Raw genomic sequence first — 17,933 nt, 5'->3', positions numbered from 1 at the left:
AGTCCGACCAACGTTTTACAATCTCTGCTCGTACAGAAAGAATAGGAGCCTGTCCTGCATCACTTCCCTTCTGCGCTGAAAGTCGACGCCAGTGCCCTCTGATCCTATCATCTTCCAGACTCCCGGCCGGAGAGCCTACCGCTGTGGCACGGGGTGCCCGTTGATGGTGATCGCTGGCCCGTGTGTTATGGAAAGCCTCGATCTGCTTAAAGAGGTGTCGGCTTCGATTGCGAAATTAGGAGAAGATCTGGGCCTCCCTGTCGTCTTCAAATCGAGTTTCGATAAAGCCAACCGAACGAGCATCAAGTCCTACCGGGGGCCTGGACTCGACGAAGGTTTGCGGATGCTGGAGTCGATCAAATCCGAGACCGGACTTCCCGTGACAACCGACATCCACGAGGCAGGCCAAGCGGATTCCGTAGCCTCTGTTTGTGAAATCGTACAGATCCCCGCCTTCCTGGCACGGCAGACCGATTTAATCGTGGCGACGGCAGAAGCGACCGCGAAATATGGCGGCGTCATTAATATCAAGAAGCCACAATTCGTTGCTCCAGAAGATACACTACATGCCGTTCGCAAAGCGGAGGAAGCGGGGAATGCGAATATCATGCTGACCGAACGGGGAACAGTCTTTGGCTACGGTCGGTTGGTCAATGATTTTCGTGCCATTCCGATTATGAAGCAACATGGCGTTCCCGTGATTTTTGATGCAACACACAGTGTGCAGACGCCCGGTGGGAGTACGACGGGTGGACAGCGGGAGATGATTCGTCCGCTTGCTCGCGCAGCAGTTGCAGCGGGTGTTGATGCCGTTTTTATAGAGACCCATCCTGATCCGGATAATGCCAAGAGCGACGGACCGAATATGTTACCACTTTCTCAACTTGCGGCTTTGATTTCAGAACTGAAACAACTTCGCGAACTAACGCTCTCCTTTCCATAATCTTTTATTCATGAACTGTTGATTTTTTTATTCAGCCCTAATCGATTCATTTCCTGTCAATCAGATCATCTCTTTCAAGCAATATTTCAATCCCATGAAAACATTTTTGAACAAGTCTTACTTGAGCGATTCCACTTCTATCCGCTTCAAGCCGGGATTACTGTCGCTGCTCGTTCTAATTCTGAGCCTTTCTCACTCCGGGTGTCGTCCGCCTGACGACATTCCCGCTAACAATGATGAAGATAATGCCTCTTCGGTGGATGCGAATGCTTCTTCAGATTCAGACGAGCAATGCGAGCGATGGGTGTCCTCGATCATCTCGATGAGCCATCCCGAACAACACTCAATTCGAGTCGAAAATGAAATGATTCTTGGACTGTTGAATGACTGGTCGAATAGTTGCGGTGCCAGCGATGGAAGTATCGATTCCGAAAAACTGAAACAGTGGCTCAGTGAAGAGCAGATTTCAGAACTGTCACCGGGCCGGTTTCAACTTCGTGATACCGACCATATTCGTGACTCAATTTTGCATTATCTGATCTGGGAGACGGTGGCTACCGGACAAGATTCGGATATTCAACGCGTGCTACAGGTGTTCGACTTTGCAATAAACAACATTGCGCTCGTTCCGGAAATTGGTCAGCTTGGCCTGACTTCTCACCAGAACCTGAAATGGGGGATGGGAACAGCAGAGGACCGTGCATTATTGTTTGCAGATATTCTTCGTCAGAATCGAATCGACAGTTGTATCGTCAGGCCCAAGGGCGGAGTTAGCGAACAGTCTCCCTGGCTTGTTGGAGTCATTCTGCGCGATGGCGTCTATCTATTCAGCACTCAATTGGGAATGCCAATTCCAGGTCTTGAGCAGGATAATGCTTCCTATGCTATTACGGATGTGGCTACCTTGGAGGAAGTGACCAGCGACGAGAGTGTCATTGCGAATCTCAATCTCGACGATGAACATCCCTTTCCACTGACCTTCGATGGCCTTAAAGATGTAAGCATCGAAATGATTGGATATCCCGAATTGTGGTTGCCTCGTTTTAGCCGCTTCCAGACTCAGTTACCTCTTGATTCCAAGTTTTTGCTTTACGATGGTCTAATAGATGATGAGAGTGGCCAAGGGCTTCCGACCCGATTGGTGACTCAATCGAATGGCAAGTGGAAAGAGGAGGATTTAACAATCTGGTCGTACCCTCTCAAGAAACGGGAAAAAGTCGATTTATCGGAACAGCAACAACAGATCGTGAATGTGTTTTCTGGTTCATTCCGTGCCTATTTTGAAGGAGCGCAGGAAATTGAAGGAAACGAGACTGTCTTTAAGCTGACGCATTCGAACGCGGTAGGAAGAACTCGATTGTCCTATCTGGTGGGAAATCATCAACAGGCGATAAAACAGTTCGTCGGTATTCAAGTGATGATGAATGGTGGGACCGATAGCTCAGTGCTATCGGTAGAACAACTTCAGCAAATCGGTAAACCTCAGGAAGCGGCCTATACTGAAATGGCCCAAAGCAATATCTCATACTGGTTGGCAGTGGCGCAGTTGGCATTGGGACGATACGACCAATCGGCGGATATGTTCACTGAATATAATCGCAAGTATGGTTCGCAAGGTTCCTGGAGCAAACCGGCATTCATAAATGCAGTACCTGCATATGCACGAAGTGGTAAATACGCATTGGCGATCCGAATGCTAGATCAGCTGATAAATCAGCTGCCCGAGGGATCATTGGACCGATATGGTTTGGAATTACAGCTAAAACGAATTCGTCAGGTTCAGACTGAGGAACGACTCAAAAAATCGAATTAAATCTGTTATTGATGTAAGCGGGTTGCTCTCACATTTGGAGTTGCTTTGATCGGCTTTCGGGAAGATTCCGGCTGTTTCCTTCCCGCACCGGTTGTGACTGTAGGTATTGAGTGCAAAAATAGGCAATCTGCTTCCAATGTCAGGAAAGTGCCCCTGCATGTCCCACGAACTCATGTCCAACTTTGGACCTGTCGGGACGTGCCTTTCCGGATAGCTGCCCCAGCTATTACGTGCACCACCAGTGTGTGCCGTGGATGGGAGGGCTCAAATTTTCGGTCTATGGCGATTATATGCTGCAATATATTCAGAAACAGTGGTTCTTATTTGGTCTGACGATATTTATCTCTGCAGGTTTGTGGTGGGGATATCATTCGTCGGAAGAAGAGGTCAATCAGGTTACAGAACTTCTGAAACCTAAAAACCTGACGCAAATCGTCCTGTTTCTGATGGCGTTCAGTCTGAACAGTCGACTCTTGTATGATTCGTTCCGTTATCCAGGCCCCGTGCTGCTTTCCTCGTGTACGAACTATATCGCCATTCCGATTTTGGGAATGATGTTGATGTCGATGCAGATGGGCATCGATTTTCAAATCGGGTTGATGATCGCTGCCAGTACTCCCTGTACCATGGCCGCCGCTTCAGTCTGGACCCGTAAAGCGGGAGGCAACGACGCTGTATCGTTGCTCGTGACAATCCTGACCAATGGTATCTGTTTTATCGTCACTCCATTCTGGTTGACGCGTGCCTTGGGAGATGGCGTTAGCCTCGATACGAGAGAGATGGTGTGGAGGCTGGTGTACTCCGTTTTAATTCCCGTCACACTCGGGCAGCTGACCCGTTTGATCGCTCCCGCAGCCCGGTTCGCAGATCGCTATAAAACTCCGCTGGGAGTGGTCGCCCAGCTTTGCATTCTGGTTCTCATTTTCGCGGCTTCTGCTCGGGGTGGTTTGAACGTTCAAACGGCGGGTGATGCTCCCGGTTTTTCGGCCATCGCGCTAGTGACCCTCTCCGGTATAGCGCTCCATCTGTTTGGGATGTTTCTCGCCTGGCAGGCGGGCAAATGGTTCGACTTTAAACGACGTGATCGAATTGCGATGCTGTTTGCCGGTAGCCAGAAGACGCTACCGATTGGGCTGCTGATTGCAACGGATCCAGCCATGTTTGGTAATCCCGATTATCTGGGACCCGGCCAAGGAATTCCGTTCGTTGTTTTCCCCATGCTCCTGTTCCATGGATCTCAATTATTCATCGATACTTTTATCGCCAATCGAATTGCGGCAAGGACGCCAGCGGAATCTGAGATCGAGTGATCTCTCAGGCAAGCAGAGATATTAAAGCTTGGGAATCTTCACCGGCTTCGGTTGTGGCTGTTGTCGACGTTGCATCTGCCGTCGACGTTCTTCCTCTAGCAAGAGCATCGGTTGCTGCTGCATTTGTTGAGGTTGTTCAACGAAGTTCGGATTGAACCCGTCTTTCCATTCCCACCCTAATGGAGATTCCAGTTCTTTAACGGCCAGTACAGCCCAGGGAGTATCGGGGTGTTCACTAATCACGCGATTCAGATAAGCGCGGGCCAGTTCGGTGTATTTTTTCACCTGTCCACCCGCGTCACTCTCTTCGGCAGGAAGTAAACGCCACATATTGTTGTTTTCCCGGGTGAATTCCAGAGGAGAAACCTTCATCTGGGCCAGCATTTTGTTGTACCCGAATGTCCGTACCCAACTAGCGAGGGCACGCCCCATGGCCAAATCGTATCCAGCCTGCCAACGAGGAGTGACGATCTGTTCGCGTCCCGATTCTCCGTCAGAGAGTGGTTTCAATACTTCGTTCTCAAGATGGTAAACAAAATCAGCGAAAGGCTTCTGGGCTTCGTCAATTTCCTGTTTCAGTCGCTCCAGTCGATCCGCGCGAAAAACCATCTGGGGACTGGGAGTCTCCCGGTTTGAGGTATTCAGTGACGCTTTAATCAAGGCCGTTACGGCCGGGTTTTTGCGGACACTCTCCTGATAATCTGCAAACGACTTGTAGTCGGGCATGTAACTTCGCATCAGATTCGAATCAAATTTAGGACCGGGTTGTTCGGCGGCGATGAAATAAATTCCCCCTGTTTCCGAACAGAGGCGCGTTAACGCATAAGGTCCAAAACCAGACGAAAACGAATTCAAACCGTTATCTCCACCCCAGAAGGCGAGCCCCAGTCGCTCGGGAAACGCGGATTCAGGCCCTTGATCCACGGGGAGATTACGAAAACTGCCATCCTCAAGCTGATACGGTTGATACCCTACTCGTCTTCCAAACACGGCCGAGTTGCCCAGGCAATAAACGCGCACACCAAGGCGACTCAAATCATAAGTGACTTTATCAACTTGTTCGTGATCGTCTCCTCGTTCGTCCGTCACTATGATAATGATAAAGTTGCGGCGTTGTTTGGTGCGGTAGGGTTTCCATTTTTCCACCACGGCACTGACGGCGGCAAAGACTTTTTCTTCTCCCGACTCGTCCGGTTTTACCTCGTGAATCGCTTTTACAGCATCAGCCGCTTGTTCAACCGGTTTCTCAGTCAGGAAATGAGTCTTCTCACCAAAGCTGACGACGCCTGTTAACAACGAGTCTTCCGCGCCCAGTTTCATTACGCCCAGTTCTTCATAAACATTCTCAATGCGGTTGGCGATCGCATTTCGACGTTCTTTCAGAGAAAGTGACGCGTCCAACAGCCAGACTACAAGCGTTTTCTCCTGCCTGAGTGAACTGGCTACTTCCAAAGTCAGGCGATCAATCGCCCCATCGACACCGCCCGCCCGTTCCGAGGTCCCGCGGATATCAACTTTTTCAACTAGCTCCGCTTCCTGCAGGCTGGCGATCTGTTCGTAGACAGGGACATCAATTTCAATCTGAACTGCTGTCGTGAGATCCTGTTCGACCGAATCCTGAGTTTGCTCCGCAGGTGTGATCGCCGCGAGCGCTGATTCTCCCTGCGATTCCATTGAACTGTCGTTACCCATATCGACAATTTCAAGATTGTCGACTTCGAGCTGATCGGGTTGCCAGTCATCGAATTCAGTGGTCGAGACGAATGGAAGCAAGTTAGCTCTCAGTTGCTGGTTGTACGAAATCCGGGCCAGGGCCAGTAGTACGAGTGCATGAATCGCCAGGCTGATCGCCCAGGACGGCAACTCCTTCGGACGAAACCAGCGATTCTGCGACCCGTGGGTACCCTCGGCAGCTCGGGTAGTAAGGTCATCCGAATTGAGTGGATCGGGTTGATGTTCGGCCATGAATTGCATCCGGTAAAGAGAGTACCAGTCCGGTGATCGGAACGAACAGAATGTCCGGCGAGGTGGAAACGATCATCGATGACACTGAACGGTGAATTGTTCAGCGGAAATGTCCGCTAAATTTCAGGACAGTTTGTTTCTGATCTGTTAGGTATTGTACTGCGTTAGAGTCAGGGAAACAAATACCATTTGTACTGTGATCTACGATCTGTTTTCGCGAATCTTCTTGACGAAATCGCCGCTATAGCGAGGTTCAATACCAACTGACCTTCTGGCAGAATCAGTCCCGTTCTATAATAAAGAGTACCTGAAACAAGGTCTTAACTTGCCTTGATTGTTCATGTGTACATTTAAATATGATTTTTCTTAGATTTCACTGGGCTTTGACGTATAGAATGAGGGGCGGATGCATACGACCCTCTTCATGCTATTCTGTCTCCAACCTAAGTCCCTCCTTCGTGAGTTCCTACCACGCTTTCCTACCCGCCAAGAGGCCATTAATGACGAAATACAAACCTGCCTGCAAATCTTCGCTGATAAAACTGTCTCTAATGTTTTGTGTCGCCGCTCTCTCTCAAGGTCTGATGGCTGCTCCAACTCAGGCGCAATCACTGGAAGAGATTCTCATCGAGCAGGACGTGGCCAAGATGAACGCGGTCATCGGATACATCGAACAGAACCCCGAAGGTGAAAATGTCGAAGAAGCCTACAGCATTGTCTTTCGACTAGCAGGGGCTTACGACAGGACAGCCGAAGTATTACCTCTGGCAGAGAAATATCTGGAAAGTGGTCAAAAACTTGCAGAAGCCAAAGCGGCCTGCATCGTAATTGAGAATCTGGTTGACCAGGGAAAGATTGAAGAGGCTGTCGATAAGTTTATGACGTTGGCTCGCTATCAATCTAAGCAGGATCCGAATTCAGCCGGGAACTGCGGTTTGGAACTCGCAGACGAAGCTCAAGTGGCCGGGCAGCCCGAATTGGCACGTAAAGTTCTGATCGTGATGCGAGAGGTATTGCCACTGCATCCAAGCTTTGATCGCAAATGCGAAACCGTCATTAACAAACTCGATCTCGTCAATAAACCGGCTCCCGAACTCTCCATCACCGACTTCGAAGACAATCCCGTGAAACTGGAAGACTTCAAAGGCAAAGTGGTTCTCGTCGATTTCTGGGGAACCTTCTGTGGTCCCTGTATTCGTCAGTTCCCCAAGATGAAAGAAACCTACGCCGAATTCAAAGATCAGGGTTTTGAAATCGTCGGTATCTCTGCTGACCAGTCTCAGGATCAGGTAGATCAGTTCCAGGAACAGTACGAACTTCCCTGGAAATTGGCCATGTCCAATTCAGACGAGCAGGCGACTCTCGAACGGTACCTGGTAGAAGCATTTCCTTCTACGTATCTGATTGACCGGGAAGGCAAAATCATTGCTGTCGATCTCGATGCAGAAATTCTCGATTCTGCCGTGCGAAACCAATTTAAATAGAGTGTGGTGATCTTACAGAGGTGAGTGGCCAACGCTGAAAAAGGCTTCCAGGTGTTCAAAACACTCGGAAGCCTTTTCTTTTGGCTGTCGTAAAGTGCCGTCCTATGTTGTTTGATTTTTGTGAACTTTCCGTAAATAGACGCTCTTCGGTTGCAGGGGGTTGGATAGGCCGGGGAGAATAAATTCAAAGTGTCCAATTCGATTTTTAAACAGTGGGATCCCTAAATGCGTTTTTCAACCCTCCTCAAAAACAATCAGATTAAAGCAACTCGATTAACCATCTGCCTGATGGCCGGTCTTCTTTTCGGAGCATTGGATAATGCCGCCTTCGCCCAGCAGGTGACATTGCCGATGGATAAAATCCAGGCCAAGGTGCAATGCGAAGGTGGGTACCCTGGCCATTTGCAGGGATTCTGCCTCGATGAGAACGAGCACCTGTTCTGGAGCTTTACGACCAAGATGGTGAAAACTGATCTCACCGGAAAGCTGATCAAGGAAGTCCCAGCCGATAGCCACCATGGAGATTGCTGTTATGCAGACGGCAAGGTGTACGTCGCAGTGAATCGAGGGAAATTTAACGACCCTGAAGGTAACTCAGACAATTGGGTTTACGTGTACGACGCCGACAGTTTGAAGGAAGTGGCTCGCCACGAAGTCCAGGAAGTGTTCCACGGAGCTGGTGGAATGGCCTATCATGATGGACGATTTTTGATCGTGGGCGGATTACCAACGGATGTGCCTGTGAACTATCTCTACGAATACGATGAAGAGTTTAACTTCGTCAAGAAGCACGAATTGGAAAGCGGCTGGACACTGCTGGGTATCCAAGGCGCGGACTATGCCGAAGGGCACTGGTGGTTCGCCTGTTATGGAGACCAACTATTGAAAGTGAATGACGAGTTGGAAATGGTGGGCCGTTACGATTTCCAGTGTGGCTACGGTATTCTTGGTTTAGGAAATAACCAGTTCTACATCGCACGCGGTTCACGAAACGCTGAAAAAATGCACGAAGGCCATCTTCTGCATGCCATACCTGATGAGAAGACGGGTATGAAAATCATCGAGTAATTCGTAATGAGCTCGGTCAATAATTAGATTGATGCCGTTGAGCGACTCGAATCATTTTCAGCGTGTTCCTGCTTTTCTTGAATGGTAAGTGGATCCTTACCGATTTGAGGAAGAGTCGCAGGCATCGTTTTCAGGATTCCCCGTCCATGAAGTTCGACGGCCAACTCTTCGATGTGCTCATTGATGTAAGTTGGTAGTCGACCTTCAATGCCTCCGCCTAGACCGTAGCTGCACATTTCTGCGTAAGCTTCATCGGCGGACATCTCTTCAAACAGCATGCGGTAGCAAGCAACAATGCCCCCTGTTCGGTGGGCCCCCGCGGCACAGTGAATGAGAACCGGCTCGTTATTCTGCTGGCTTTCGATGATTTTCTCGATCGCATCCGCGTAATGCTGGATATCGCCTCGTCCGTCACCATCAAGCCTCATACGGCAATGCTCAACGCCAAGTTCCTTGGAAGCTTCTACCTCGTTCACCTGGTACGGGTCAGTATAATCATAGCCGGTCAAATCGATCACGACCTTAATGTCGTACTTTTTGACGGTGGGAGTGAACATGGCGTCAGAAATTTGTCCGCTACGATAGAGTTCGCCGGGAACGACTGTTCCAAACCGCTTGGCGAAATACTGATATTTAAAACACTCGTCCCAGATGACGCCACCGGCGATCAAGACAAGAATCGAACCAAAGATGATCAGTCGTTTGCGGGAGAAGTAGTGTTGAGTCCAGGTTTGTTTCTCAGGAATCGTCTGAGCTGGTTTCGAATTCGAGGACATCAGGGTGAAGTTCCTTCCTGGAAGATCACTTTGAGGTATTTGGCAATGATAGACAGAGAATGAATAGACAGAGATCGTCAATTCTTCTGGGAGGGCGAGATCCGTCGCGTTTCCCGTATTAGGTATTCGAAGTTTAACGGGTCCCACTGAATGACTTGAAGCCGAATTTACCAGATTTCGCTGAAACGGTACAACTTCTTAACAAAGTCTCAATATCAATATCAAAATATCAATATCCGCAGGTTCGATTGGCGTTAATGGGAAGGGCTTGGGCGAGCAGAAATTACCTGTTCGTATAAAGCTCGATAACGTCCAGCTACGAGGGGCCAGTCGAATTGGGAGACGAAATCGGAAACAGCTGCTCGGTACCGGGCAAGCCGGTCTGGTTCCTCAATGCAGCGTCTCAGATTTTCCGCGAGCGCATCGACGTCTTCCGAAGAAGAGAGCAGACCGTGTTCATCTTGCCGAACAAGTTGACTGTTTCCCCCGACGGCAGTGGCGACGATAGGCAACCCGGAGGCGAGCGCTTCGAGAATCACATTCGCAAAAGGTTCTCGGCGAGAGGGGCAGACAAAGAATTCCGCCGAACGATACAGGTTTACCTTCTCCTGACCGCTGACATGGCCCACCAGATGAATTCGATCCTGCTGACCGAGTTCTGTGATGAGTAACTTTAGATCTTCTTCCTCTGGACCCGTTCCCCCGATGAGTAAATCGATTTTCGTGGAATCGACTTTTGCAAACGCACGAATCAGGACATCGAATCCTTTCCGATGAGAGAGATTCCCCAAGCTGAGGCAATACGGTCGCGGATGAATATAAGGTTCTCCCGTAGCGAAGGTTTGCAGTGAGACTCCGTTATGGATGACGTGTATCTTCTCCAGCGGAACATCGAGCGCCGCAATTTCGTCGCGAAGGAAATCGCCTTGAGCGATGATGGCATCGACCGATTGCAGAGTTCGTCGGATTCGCTCTTCAATACGAGGGTGTTTGCGCATCCGTTCGCCGGGAAGAATATCGGAACCGTGGGGACGGACGACGACGGGAACACCGGTGATCTGAGAAAACGTTCGGGCGACATACGCTTGGGGGTAAGCGGCATGGCAGTGAATCACATCGAACTGATAGCGACGATGGAGAAGCATCAACTTCGGCAAGAACAAACGTAATCCCCAGTGTTTGGAGAAAGGTTTGCGGTAGCGTTCCACCTGATAAGGATATTGGTCTTCATGGGCATTGCGTGATTTGGGAGCGAGCACGACGACATCAGCGCCCCGTTCGACCAGTTCCCGCGCCAGATGATCCAGCACCATCTCAGCCCCACCTACATTGGGAAAGAAGGTATCAGTTAGCAAACAGACCTTCATTACATTCCTTTAATTATGACTCTTCTCTGAGATCCTGGTTTGATGGGCTGGCTCCAACCAACGTTGGAATAGGTTACGACTTCGACATCGCTGTATCGATTTCACAATCTTTCAGCAGTTTGTTTAAGCTCTCCAACGGTAAACCAACGACGTTCGTCAGGCTTCCTTCAATAGATTCGACAAACATCGACCCTGCTTCCTGAATCGCGTAGCCCCCGGCCTTACCCAATGGCTCTTTAGTCGAGAGGTACCAGTCGAGCAGTTTGAGGTCAGCTCGTCGAAAAGTGACAGTAGTACGAACGACTGACTCATGCAACCAGCCGGTGGAATCGATCAGGCAGAGTGCCGTTACTGCCCAGTGGTCGCGACCAAAGTAATACTGCTTGAACCAGCGACGGACCTCGGACTGCCAATCACCCTCTTCATGAGGTTGTCCCAGTACATGGAGTGTCGCGACTTTATCGTCAACTTGTCGAGGTTCCAAACAGACGATGACGGTGTCCGCTGTTAACACTGCCTGGTAGTCGGTTCGTCCGGCATCTTCCAACTGCTGTATGACGTCGTCGTTTTTTGTGCGGGCGATTTCTGAGACGAGTCGTTCGATCTCACGCCAGGTATGAGCATCTTGAAATCCAGATTCAACCGAATTGGCCGGAGTCAGGATTTCAATCTGTTCCGCAGGGATAAGCAATTGCAAAAGTTCCGCGCGACGGGGAGAGCGAGAACCGAGGATGATTTTTCCAAGTTGAGCAGCCATCGTATCCATCAATTCAAAACAGGATCATGACGGGAAGAGTGTCCGCATTCTTCGTTCATTTAACCAAGTTTGGGACGTAATAATCTTACCGCGCAGCAAAAATGAGCACCATAGATGGCGCTCATTTCTGATTTGACGGCTATTGCAATCGCTGTTGCTCAAGGGAATAAGTCGCTCCCGAGCGAAACTCGATTACTTCGCGTTCAGCATATTGCTGAGACGTGCGCGACGTACAGCACGCAGGCGAGTACGGCGGCGGGCGTCGGAGGGTTTTTCGTAATACTCTCGACGACGCATCTCTTTTTTAACACCAGCATGCTCAACCAGTTTACGGAATCGTTTTACGGCATCCTGAACAGACTCATTGTCTCGCAATCGTAACTTGACCACTACTTTTCCTTCTCTCTCCTGAAATTGAGTTTGAACTCACGGCGACCTGAATGGATCGGGTCGCCAAGGTAGTTTGTATACACAAGTCCATGTCGTCGGCATGGACCATCTTTTTCGGCGAATGGTACAGGATATCTAATGACGGGAACCGCTTCAATTCATATCGAGGGTGAAAAAGTCCCCTTCCTCCTCAATTCCTCTCTGGAAGTGCCAAATTTGAGGGCTGAGGGAGGGTTTGAGGCCCAATTTACCCTTCCCGAATCAGTTTCTTGAGAATTTCGACTCCCCGCTCGAGCGTTTTCTGCTCGGCAGCGTAGGAGATGCGGAAGTGAGTATCCTGTGAACTGAAGACGTTTCCGGGGATAATCAGCAGGTTGTTTTCAATCGCTTTCTTCGTGAAATCGGTCCCGCTGCCCCAGGGAGCTTTCACAAACAGGTAAAAAGCTCCGTCGGCACCGCGGATGTCGAAATCGTCCCCCAGTTCCTGAAGCATGAAATCCCGCTTTTCTTTATATTCCCCCACGTAGGACGAAATATCGTAGTCGAGAGCCGACAGACCTGCCCATTGCACCGGGTGCGGAGCACAGACGAAGGTGAACTGTTGCAGCTTAATCATCTGCTGCACGACTTCCTGAGGGCCGTGGACAAAACCGAGCCGCCACCCCGTCATCGAATGCGATTTACTGAATCCATCAATGACGATGGTATCTTCATTCCATGTTGTGGGGCTGCAGAACTCGCTGTCGTAACAGAATGAGCGATAAATCTCGTCGCTGATCAGGACGATCTCTTTTTCTTTCGCCAGTTTCGCCAGGGCTTCCATCTCGACCGGTTGACCCACCTGCCCTGTTGGATTAGCGGGGGAGTTACAGATTATGAGTTTGGTTTTGTCAGTGATCGCCGCTTCGACCTTAGCGACATCGACTTTGAAATCGGGGTAGGTACTCACCAGCACGGGGACTCCACCCGCCAGCGAGACCAAGTGTTTATACATGACGAAGAAGGGATCGAAAATGATGACCTCTTCGCCCGGATTGACCAGAGCTGAAATTGCGAGCATCAACGCCCCACTCGTGCCGCTACTAACGAACGCTTTCCGGTTTTCATGTCCGTAGGTCGCGTCCACGTCTGATTGCAGTCGTTGCAATAGCGGAGCGATTCCCTGTGTCTGACTGTAAGCGTTTTTTCCCTCGTCGACCGCTTTGTAAAGGGCCTCTTTAATGGGTTGAGGCGTATCAAAGTGGGGTTGGCCAATACTCAGATTCACCGGGTTCTTCATATTGGCAGCCAGGTCGAATACCTTGCGGATTCCCGAGGCATCAATTTTGTGCATTCGATCGGCAATCCAGCTTTCTTTCATCAGTCCGCTCTTTATCTTTTTTAAAGTAGGGTGTGTTTATGAATTTGGAACGAGTTCCCAGCCGACCATGATTTGGTCCAGACTGGCCCGCATCAACCCTTAGGGTATCGGGGGCCTATGCCAGAAGGGTCGCTCTGGCCAGATTATAGGCAGGGAGCGGGGCCGATGGTTAGTGATCGACCAGTTGAGCGACCTGATTTGTCGTATCTGCCGGAGATGTTAAGCGAATCCAGACCAATCGGGGATGTCTAGGGGCAGGTTCTTCGGCAAACCAGGTCATTTCGCGGATCTCATCATACTGGGCAACCTGAGTGAGTTCCTCCAGGTCGGTTTCAAATGCCAACATGTCGGCGCTACCGTGGTTTCTGATGTATTGGTTGACCGAGTCAGGGCTTTCTAAACGTTGTACCTGATTGCCAAGGTAGAACATGAATGAATGCCATTCGTTCATGTTATACGTCGTGATTTCGGGTTGAGGACCAAGTTCCCGGCGCATTTCATTCGCAAAACGTGCGGCTGAAGCTCGGTGATCTCGCCCTGGAATGATCTGTGAATTCGCAATCAGATAAGCGGCCAGACCCATCAACACGATGGCCGTCACCGACGCTTGTATTTTACCACGATTAGTCAGCCAGCGTGAGATCAGGAAGCCACTCGCGAGGGTGAAACCCAGCAGAGCTGCCGAGGTTCGCATCCATGGCCATTTGTGATCGATCATATAATAGGTGCCCGTCGCCACTACCACAGCGAATGCTGCGGCTCGCCAACGAGTGAAAAACCGACCGACAGGCGGTAGGTAGGATTCCATTCGTACCAATTGGGTTCCCGCCATCAAGGAGAGAAGAGGAAGCAACGACATCAGATAATGTTTGTGTTTGTTGGCCTGCGAACTCATGATCACTACTTGCACGATAAACCAGATCCAGAGGAATCGTTCGTTCGCATTTTTTTCCATCCACGCTTTCTTCCAACTGGGGACTAAAGCGGCGATGACAAATAGGGACCAGGGAAGCATGGAAGTCAGTATGTGGGGGACGTAGTACCAGATGGGTTCCCTGCCCAGTTCTCCGACAGCGCGACCGGCAGTTTCACTCATCCAGACATCCCATGCTTCTGGATATTGTTGCAGGACAAGGTAGGGCCATAGGCAAATCGCTGCTGCAGCTATCAAAATTCCGACCGGATTCAGAATTTTAAGAAAGTCGCGGTACCGTTTTTGAACAAGGAAGAAGAGGACCGTGGGGGCAATCACCATCACGGGACCATAATGAAATTTACCTAACCAACTTATTGAGAGAAGGGCATAGATTGCTGTAATGCGAAGGAAGGAATCCCTGTAGGTTGCGTGAGGCTTTGAGGTCGCAATCAGATACATGGCGGACGTGGTCAGCAGGCAGAGTGTCATGTCGATTTCTGCCTTGCGTCCAAAATCGAGGACGTAAATCGCCGTTAACTGGATGAAAGCGGCAGCAATGCCCACCTTACGTCCGTACCACTGTGAACCCCAGTGGAACATTAATCCTGCCAGTAGCAATGTGGCTATCGCCTGCGGGAACCGAGCCGTCCATTCATTGAGGTCTCCAAAGATCGTGGCCGAAGCGGACAGAACCCAGTAGACCAAGGGAGGTTTTTTCAGTCGAGGAACGCCTGCGTAGTAGGGAACCACATAGTTCCCGGACTCAAGCATTTCCTGGGCGGGGACAACCGCAAAACCTTCGTGTGAAGAGAAGGTGCGATATCCAGCCAGATTGTAGAACAGAACGAAAGTGCCGATAAGAAATAGCGCGCCCGCCTGTACCGACAACTTGCGGTAGAAAGGGAGGGACGATGATGTTAAGTCAGCGTGGCGTTCAGCAGTCATCTTGAATCATTCAAGGGTTAGTAATCGAAGGCCATATCCTGTGAGTAGGTTCAGGCAGCGCGACTTTCGTCGTAAGCTCGAGGAAATTTCTGTTGGATGTCGAAGTTCTTCAGGTGGCGGATCGCATAAGGTTGCGTTCTGCGAACTTCAAAATAGATTCTTGTACCCAGTTCTCCTATCATGCCCAGAACGAAAAACTGGATGCCGACCATTACTGAAAAGACAGTGAGTAACAACAACGGGTTCCCCGTCATGTCAACACCTGAGATGACTTTCATGGCTACTGTGGCCGCACCTGCCAAGGCGGCGAGTCCACCGGAGAGGAGTCCCATTGATCCAAACAACCGCATCGGACTGACCAGGTATTGAATCATGTATTTTACGGTGATCAAATCGAGCAGCACTTTGAAAGTGCGCGAGATACCGTATTTGGTTTCGCCATATCGTCGAGGATGGTGTTTCGTGACGACTTCGGCGCATTTTGCCCCGCGCCAGTATGCCAGAATCGGAATGAATCGGTGCATGTCGCCGAACAATTCCAGTTCCTGAGCGACTTCGCGGCGAATCGCTTTGAGAGTACAGCCTATGTCATTAACTGGAAATCCAGTGGTTTTGGAAATCAGCCAGTTGGCCAGTTTGGAAGGAAGCTTCCGGTTGATGTAGGTGTCCTGACGGTTCTTGCGCCAGCCGTGGACAAGATCGTATCCTTCTTCGATTTTAGCCACCATCATCGGAATGTCGGTGGGATCATTCTGGAGATCGCCGTCCATGGTGATCAGGATATCGCCCGATGCGTGGTTAAGACCGGCGGCCATGGCGGCAGTTTGTCCGAAATTATTCCGGAACTCCACGACTTTGATTCTCTCATCCAGCTGAGCCAGTTTATCAAGTTCCGCTTTTGAACCATCCGTAGAACCATCATCAACGAGCAGCACCTCGTACTCCCGGTTCATCTCTTTCAGAACAGGAGCCAGAGCGGCATAAAGTCGAGGAATGTTTTCGACTTCGTTATAGATGGGGACGACTATTGAGAGGCTATTCATCGTGCCGTTCAATCCTTGAACGAGTTTTCAGTCCATTTCGATATTTGGTCATGGAATCGGCACCGAGAGAGAGTAAATCCCGATTCCTGACAGGCGCGCAGGTCAGCCCGCACACTCCAGCAGGCGGGGAGTTTTACAAAAACAGTCGAATAGGTCCAGACCGTTTTTCTGGACGAAATACCAGTGAACCCGGGTTCCCCTGATGTGTCCCCACTCTGATAATCACAAGTGAATGTTTTATTACAGATTGAAATGAAGGAGTCGGACCGGGAGAACCAACCGGGCGAAACCAGCAATGAACAAGCGACAGTTACTGAAAATCGGCGTCCCCGAACGATGTGTGAAGAAGGCTATGGCCCTGATTCAGGATGTAGTTCGGTTAGAGAACGCCCGTGGTAAGGACATCAAACAGACCATCGCAGACCTTGTCGCCAACCCGGATAACTATCTGAAAGACGAGCTGTACGCTGTTCTCGCGGTGGAAATGGTTTCCTTACGCGACCATGTGCCCGTTGAGAAAGTTCCAATCGATTTGGGGTGATAAGGTTGAGATCGATGACCAGGCTCATCAGCAGATGCGCGATGCGTGTGCATTGCCAATGGCTTTCGGTGCAGCTCTGATGCCCGATGCACATGTAGGGTACGGGTTACCGATCGGCGGAGTTCTCGCGTGTGAAAATGCGGTGATTCCTTACGCCGTCGGTGTCGATATCGCCTGCCGCATGAAGTTGTCCGTTTTCGATCTGCCAGTCGAAACGCTGGATACCGCACGGGACGCTTGTAAGACAGCCTTGGAAAAGGGAACTCGATTTGGTGTGGGCGCTGCGTATCAGCGGAAGCAGCAACACGAAGTCATGGATCAGGATTGGGCTGTGACCCGAATTACGCGAGAAAGAAAGGATACCGCGTGGAAACAACTGGGCACGTCTGGATCCGGAAACCATTTCGTTGAGTTCGGAATCCTGACGATTGACGTTCGTGATGAGGATCTCGGATTGGATCCGGGTACGTATCTGTCTCTGCTATCGCATAGCGGTAGCCGGGGAGCGGGAGCAGCCGTGTGCAATACGTACTCCTCTATCGCCCGAGCAAACATGCCCATTGGAGGGGAAAAGTTTGGGCGGTTGGCCTGGTTGGACCTCGACTCGGAAGCGGGTCAGGAATACTGGGCGGCAATGAACCTGATGGGGGAATACGCCGCCGCCAACCATGCCGTGATCCATCGTCAGGTTTCGAGGCTTCTCGGAGCTGAGTCGATCGCGACGGTAGAGAACCATCATAACTTTGCCTGGATTGAAGAGCATCATGGAAAAGAAGTCGTTGTTCACCGCAAGGGAGCAACGCCTGCTGGACCGGGTGTGCTGGGAGTGATCCCGGGATCAATGGCTGACCCAGCTTTCGTCGTCCGCGGGAAAGGAAATGTAGATAGCCTGCATTCGGCATCGCATGGAGCAGGACGTCGAATGTCGCGGAGGAAAGCGAAAGATAAGTATAACTTCAAGTCGGTGCGTAATACGCTTCGAGATCGAGGAATTGACGTATTGTCCGCAGGAGCAGATGAAGTTCCCGGTGTTTACAAGGATATCCGTGAGGTAATGGCTGCTCAGGAGGATCTGGTCGAGACGATCGCTCGATTCGATCCGAAAATTGTCAAAATGAGTGGAGACGGAAGTCGACCAGAAGACTGAAGCCAGTCGATGGTTCAATTTGGCGAACTCATAATTGGCATGATAGTTGTACTCCAGTTGACCGTGAGAGTTTACTTTCGCGGTCAACTTTTTTTATGCGCGTCAGTC

The 17,933-nt window shown here is 50.3% G+C and carries 15 protein-coding genes; 7 read left to right on the top strand and 8 right to left on the bottom strand.

Annotated elements, in window-relative coordinates; translation table 11 throughout:
- Positions 1-91 precede the first annotated feature (91 nt).
- The 3 genes from kdsA (at position 92) to Pla110_RS17905 (ending at position 4,066) form a co-directional block, all read left to right on the top strand.
- Positions 92-943: a 3-deoxy-8-phosphooctulonate synthase gene (gene kdsA / locus Pla110_RS17915; protein ID WP_231742565.1), complete on the top strand. Its 852-nt coding sequence runs from the start codon at positions 92-94 to the stop codon at positions 941-943.
- A gap of 94 nt (positions 944-1,037) precedes the next feature.
- Complete coding sequence (locus Pla110_RS17910) at positions 1,038-2,756, top strand: tetratricopeptide repeat protein (protein WP_144997733.1); 1,719 nt, start codon at positions 1,038-1,040, stop codon at positions 2,754-2,756.
- Positions 2,757-3,046: 290 nt separating this feature from the next.
- A complete protein-coding gene (locus Pla110_RS17905; protein ID WP_197440271.1) occupies positions 3,047-4,066 on the top strand; it encodes a bile acid:sodium symporter family protein in 1,020 nt (339 codons plus the stop codon).
- Between the two features lie 21 nt (positions 4,067-4,087).
- Here the strand turns inward: Pla110_RS17905 and Pla110_RS17900 are convergent, their stop codons facing one another.
- Positions 4,088-6,031: a vWA domain-containing protein gene (locus tag Pla110_RS17900; RefSeq protein WP_144997729.1), complete on the bottom strand. Its 1,944-nt coding sequence runs from the start codon at positions 6,029-6,031 to the stop codon at positions 4,088-4,090.
- A 500-nt stretch (positions 6,032-6,531) separates the two neighbouring features.
- On the opposite strand from Pla110_RS17900, the gene Pla110_RS17895 reads away from it, so the two are divergent.
- Together Pla110_RS17895 and Pla110_RS17890 are read left to right on the top strand one after the other, a co-directional pair.
- Complete coding sequence (locus Pla110_RS17895) at positions 6,532-7,515, top strand: peroxiredoxin family protein (RefSeq protein WP_197440270.1); 984 nt, start codon at positions 6,532-6,534, stop codon at positions 7,513-7,515.
- 225 nt (positions 7,516-7,740) lie between these two features.
- Positions 7,741-8,583, top strand: a complete 843-nt coding sequence (locus tag Pla110_RS17890) for a Kelch repeat-containing protein (RefSeq protein ID WP_197440269.1) — start codon at positions 7,741-7,743, stop codon at positions 8,581-8,583.
- Positions 8,584-8,606: 23 nt separating this feature from the next.
- On the opposite strand, the gene Pla110_RS17885 is transcribed toward Pla110_RS17890, so the two are convergent.
- The 7 genes from Pla110_RS17885 to Pla110_RS17855 form a co-directional block, all read right to left on the bottom strand.
- Positions 8,607-9,359: a dual specificity protein phosphatase family protein gene (locus Pla110_RS17885; protein WP_144997725.1), complete on the bottom strand. Its 753-nt coding sequence runs from the start codon at positions 9,357-9,359 to the stop codon at positions 8,607-8,609.
- Between the two features lie 254 nt (positions 9,360-9,613).
- Positions 9,614-10,726, bottom strand: a complete 1,113-nt coding sequence (locus Pla110_RS17880; protein WP_144997723.1) for a glycosyltransferase family 4 protein — start codon at positions 10,724-10,726, stop codon at positions 9,614-9,616.
- Positions 10,727-10,799: 73 nt separating this feature from the next.
- Positions 10,800-11,483, bottom strand: a complete 684-nt coding sequence (locus Pla110_RS17875) for a Maf family protein (RefSeq protein WP_197440268.1) — start codon at positions 11,481-11,483, stop codon at positions 10,800-10,802.
- Positions 11,484-11,675: 192 nt separating this feature from the next.
- Complete coding sequence (gene rpsU / locus Pla110_RS17870) at positions 11,676-11,873, bottom strand: 30S ribosomal protein S21 (RefSeq protein WP_144997719.1); 198 nt, start codon at positions 11,871-11,873, stop codon at positions 11,676-11,678.
- 247 nt (positions 11,874-12,120) lie between these two features.
- Positions 12,121-13,233 carry a pyridoxal phosphate-dependent aminotransferase gene (locus tag Pla110_RS17865; RefSeq protein WP_144997717.1) on the bottom strand — a complete coding sequence of 371 codons (1,113 nt, stop codon included), beginning with the start codon at positions 13,231-13,233 and terminating at the stop codon, positions 12,121-12,123.
- A gap of 169 nt (positions 13,234-13,402) precedes the next feature.
- Positions 13,403-15,094, bottom strand: coding sequence for an ArnT family glycosyltransferase (locus Pla110_RS17860; RefSeq protein WP_144997715.1), 1,692 nt, complete (start codon positions 15,092-15,094; stop codon positions 13,403-13,405).
- A gap of 50 nt (positions 15,095-15,144) precedes the next feature.
- The gene (locus Pla110_RS17855; RefSeq protein ID WP_144997713.1) at positions 15,145-16,137 is read right to left on the bottom strand and encodes a glycosyltransferase family 2 protein; all 993 of its coding nucleotides are present in this window, start codon (positions 16,135-16,137) and stop codon (positions 15,145-15,147) included.
- 295 nt (positions 16,138-16,432) lie between these two features.
- Here Pla110_RS17855 and Pla110_RS22920 point away from each other — a divergent pair, with 295 nt between their 5' ends.
- Both Pla110_RS22920 and Pla110_RS17850 read left to right on the top strand, forming a co-directional pair.
- Positions 16,433-16,678, top strand: a complete 246-nt coding sequence (locus Pla110_RS22920) for a hypothetical protein (RefSeq protein ID WP_231742559.1) — start codon at positions 16,433-16,435, stop codon at positions 16,676-16,678.
- Between the two features lie 34 nt (positions 16,679-16,712).
- On the top strand, positions 16,713-17,825 hold the full coding sequence (locus Pla110_RS17850) for an RtcB family protein (protein WP_231742557.1): 1,113 nt from the start codon (positions 16,713-16,715) through the stop codon (positions 17,823-17,825).
- Positions 17,826-17,933 lie beyond the last annotated feature (108 nt).

The sequence above is a fragment of the Polystyrenella longa genome (assembly GCF_007750395.1).
In the GTDB taxonomy this organism is placed as follows: Bacteria; Planctomycetota; Planctomycetia; order Planctomycetales; family Planctomycetaceae; genus Polystyrenella; species Polystyrenella longa.
This window is presented reverse-complemented; position numbering and strand designations above follow the sequence as displayed.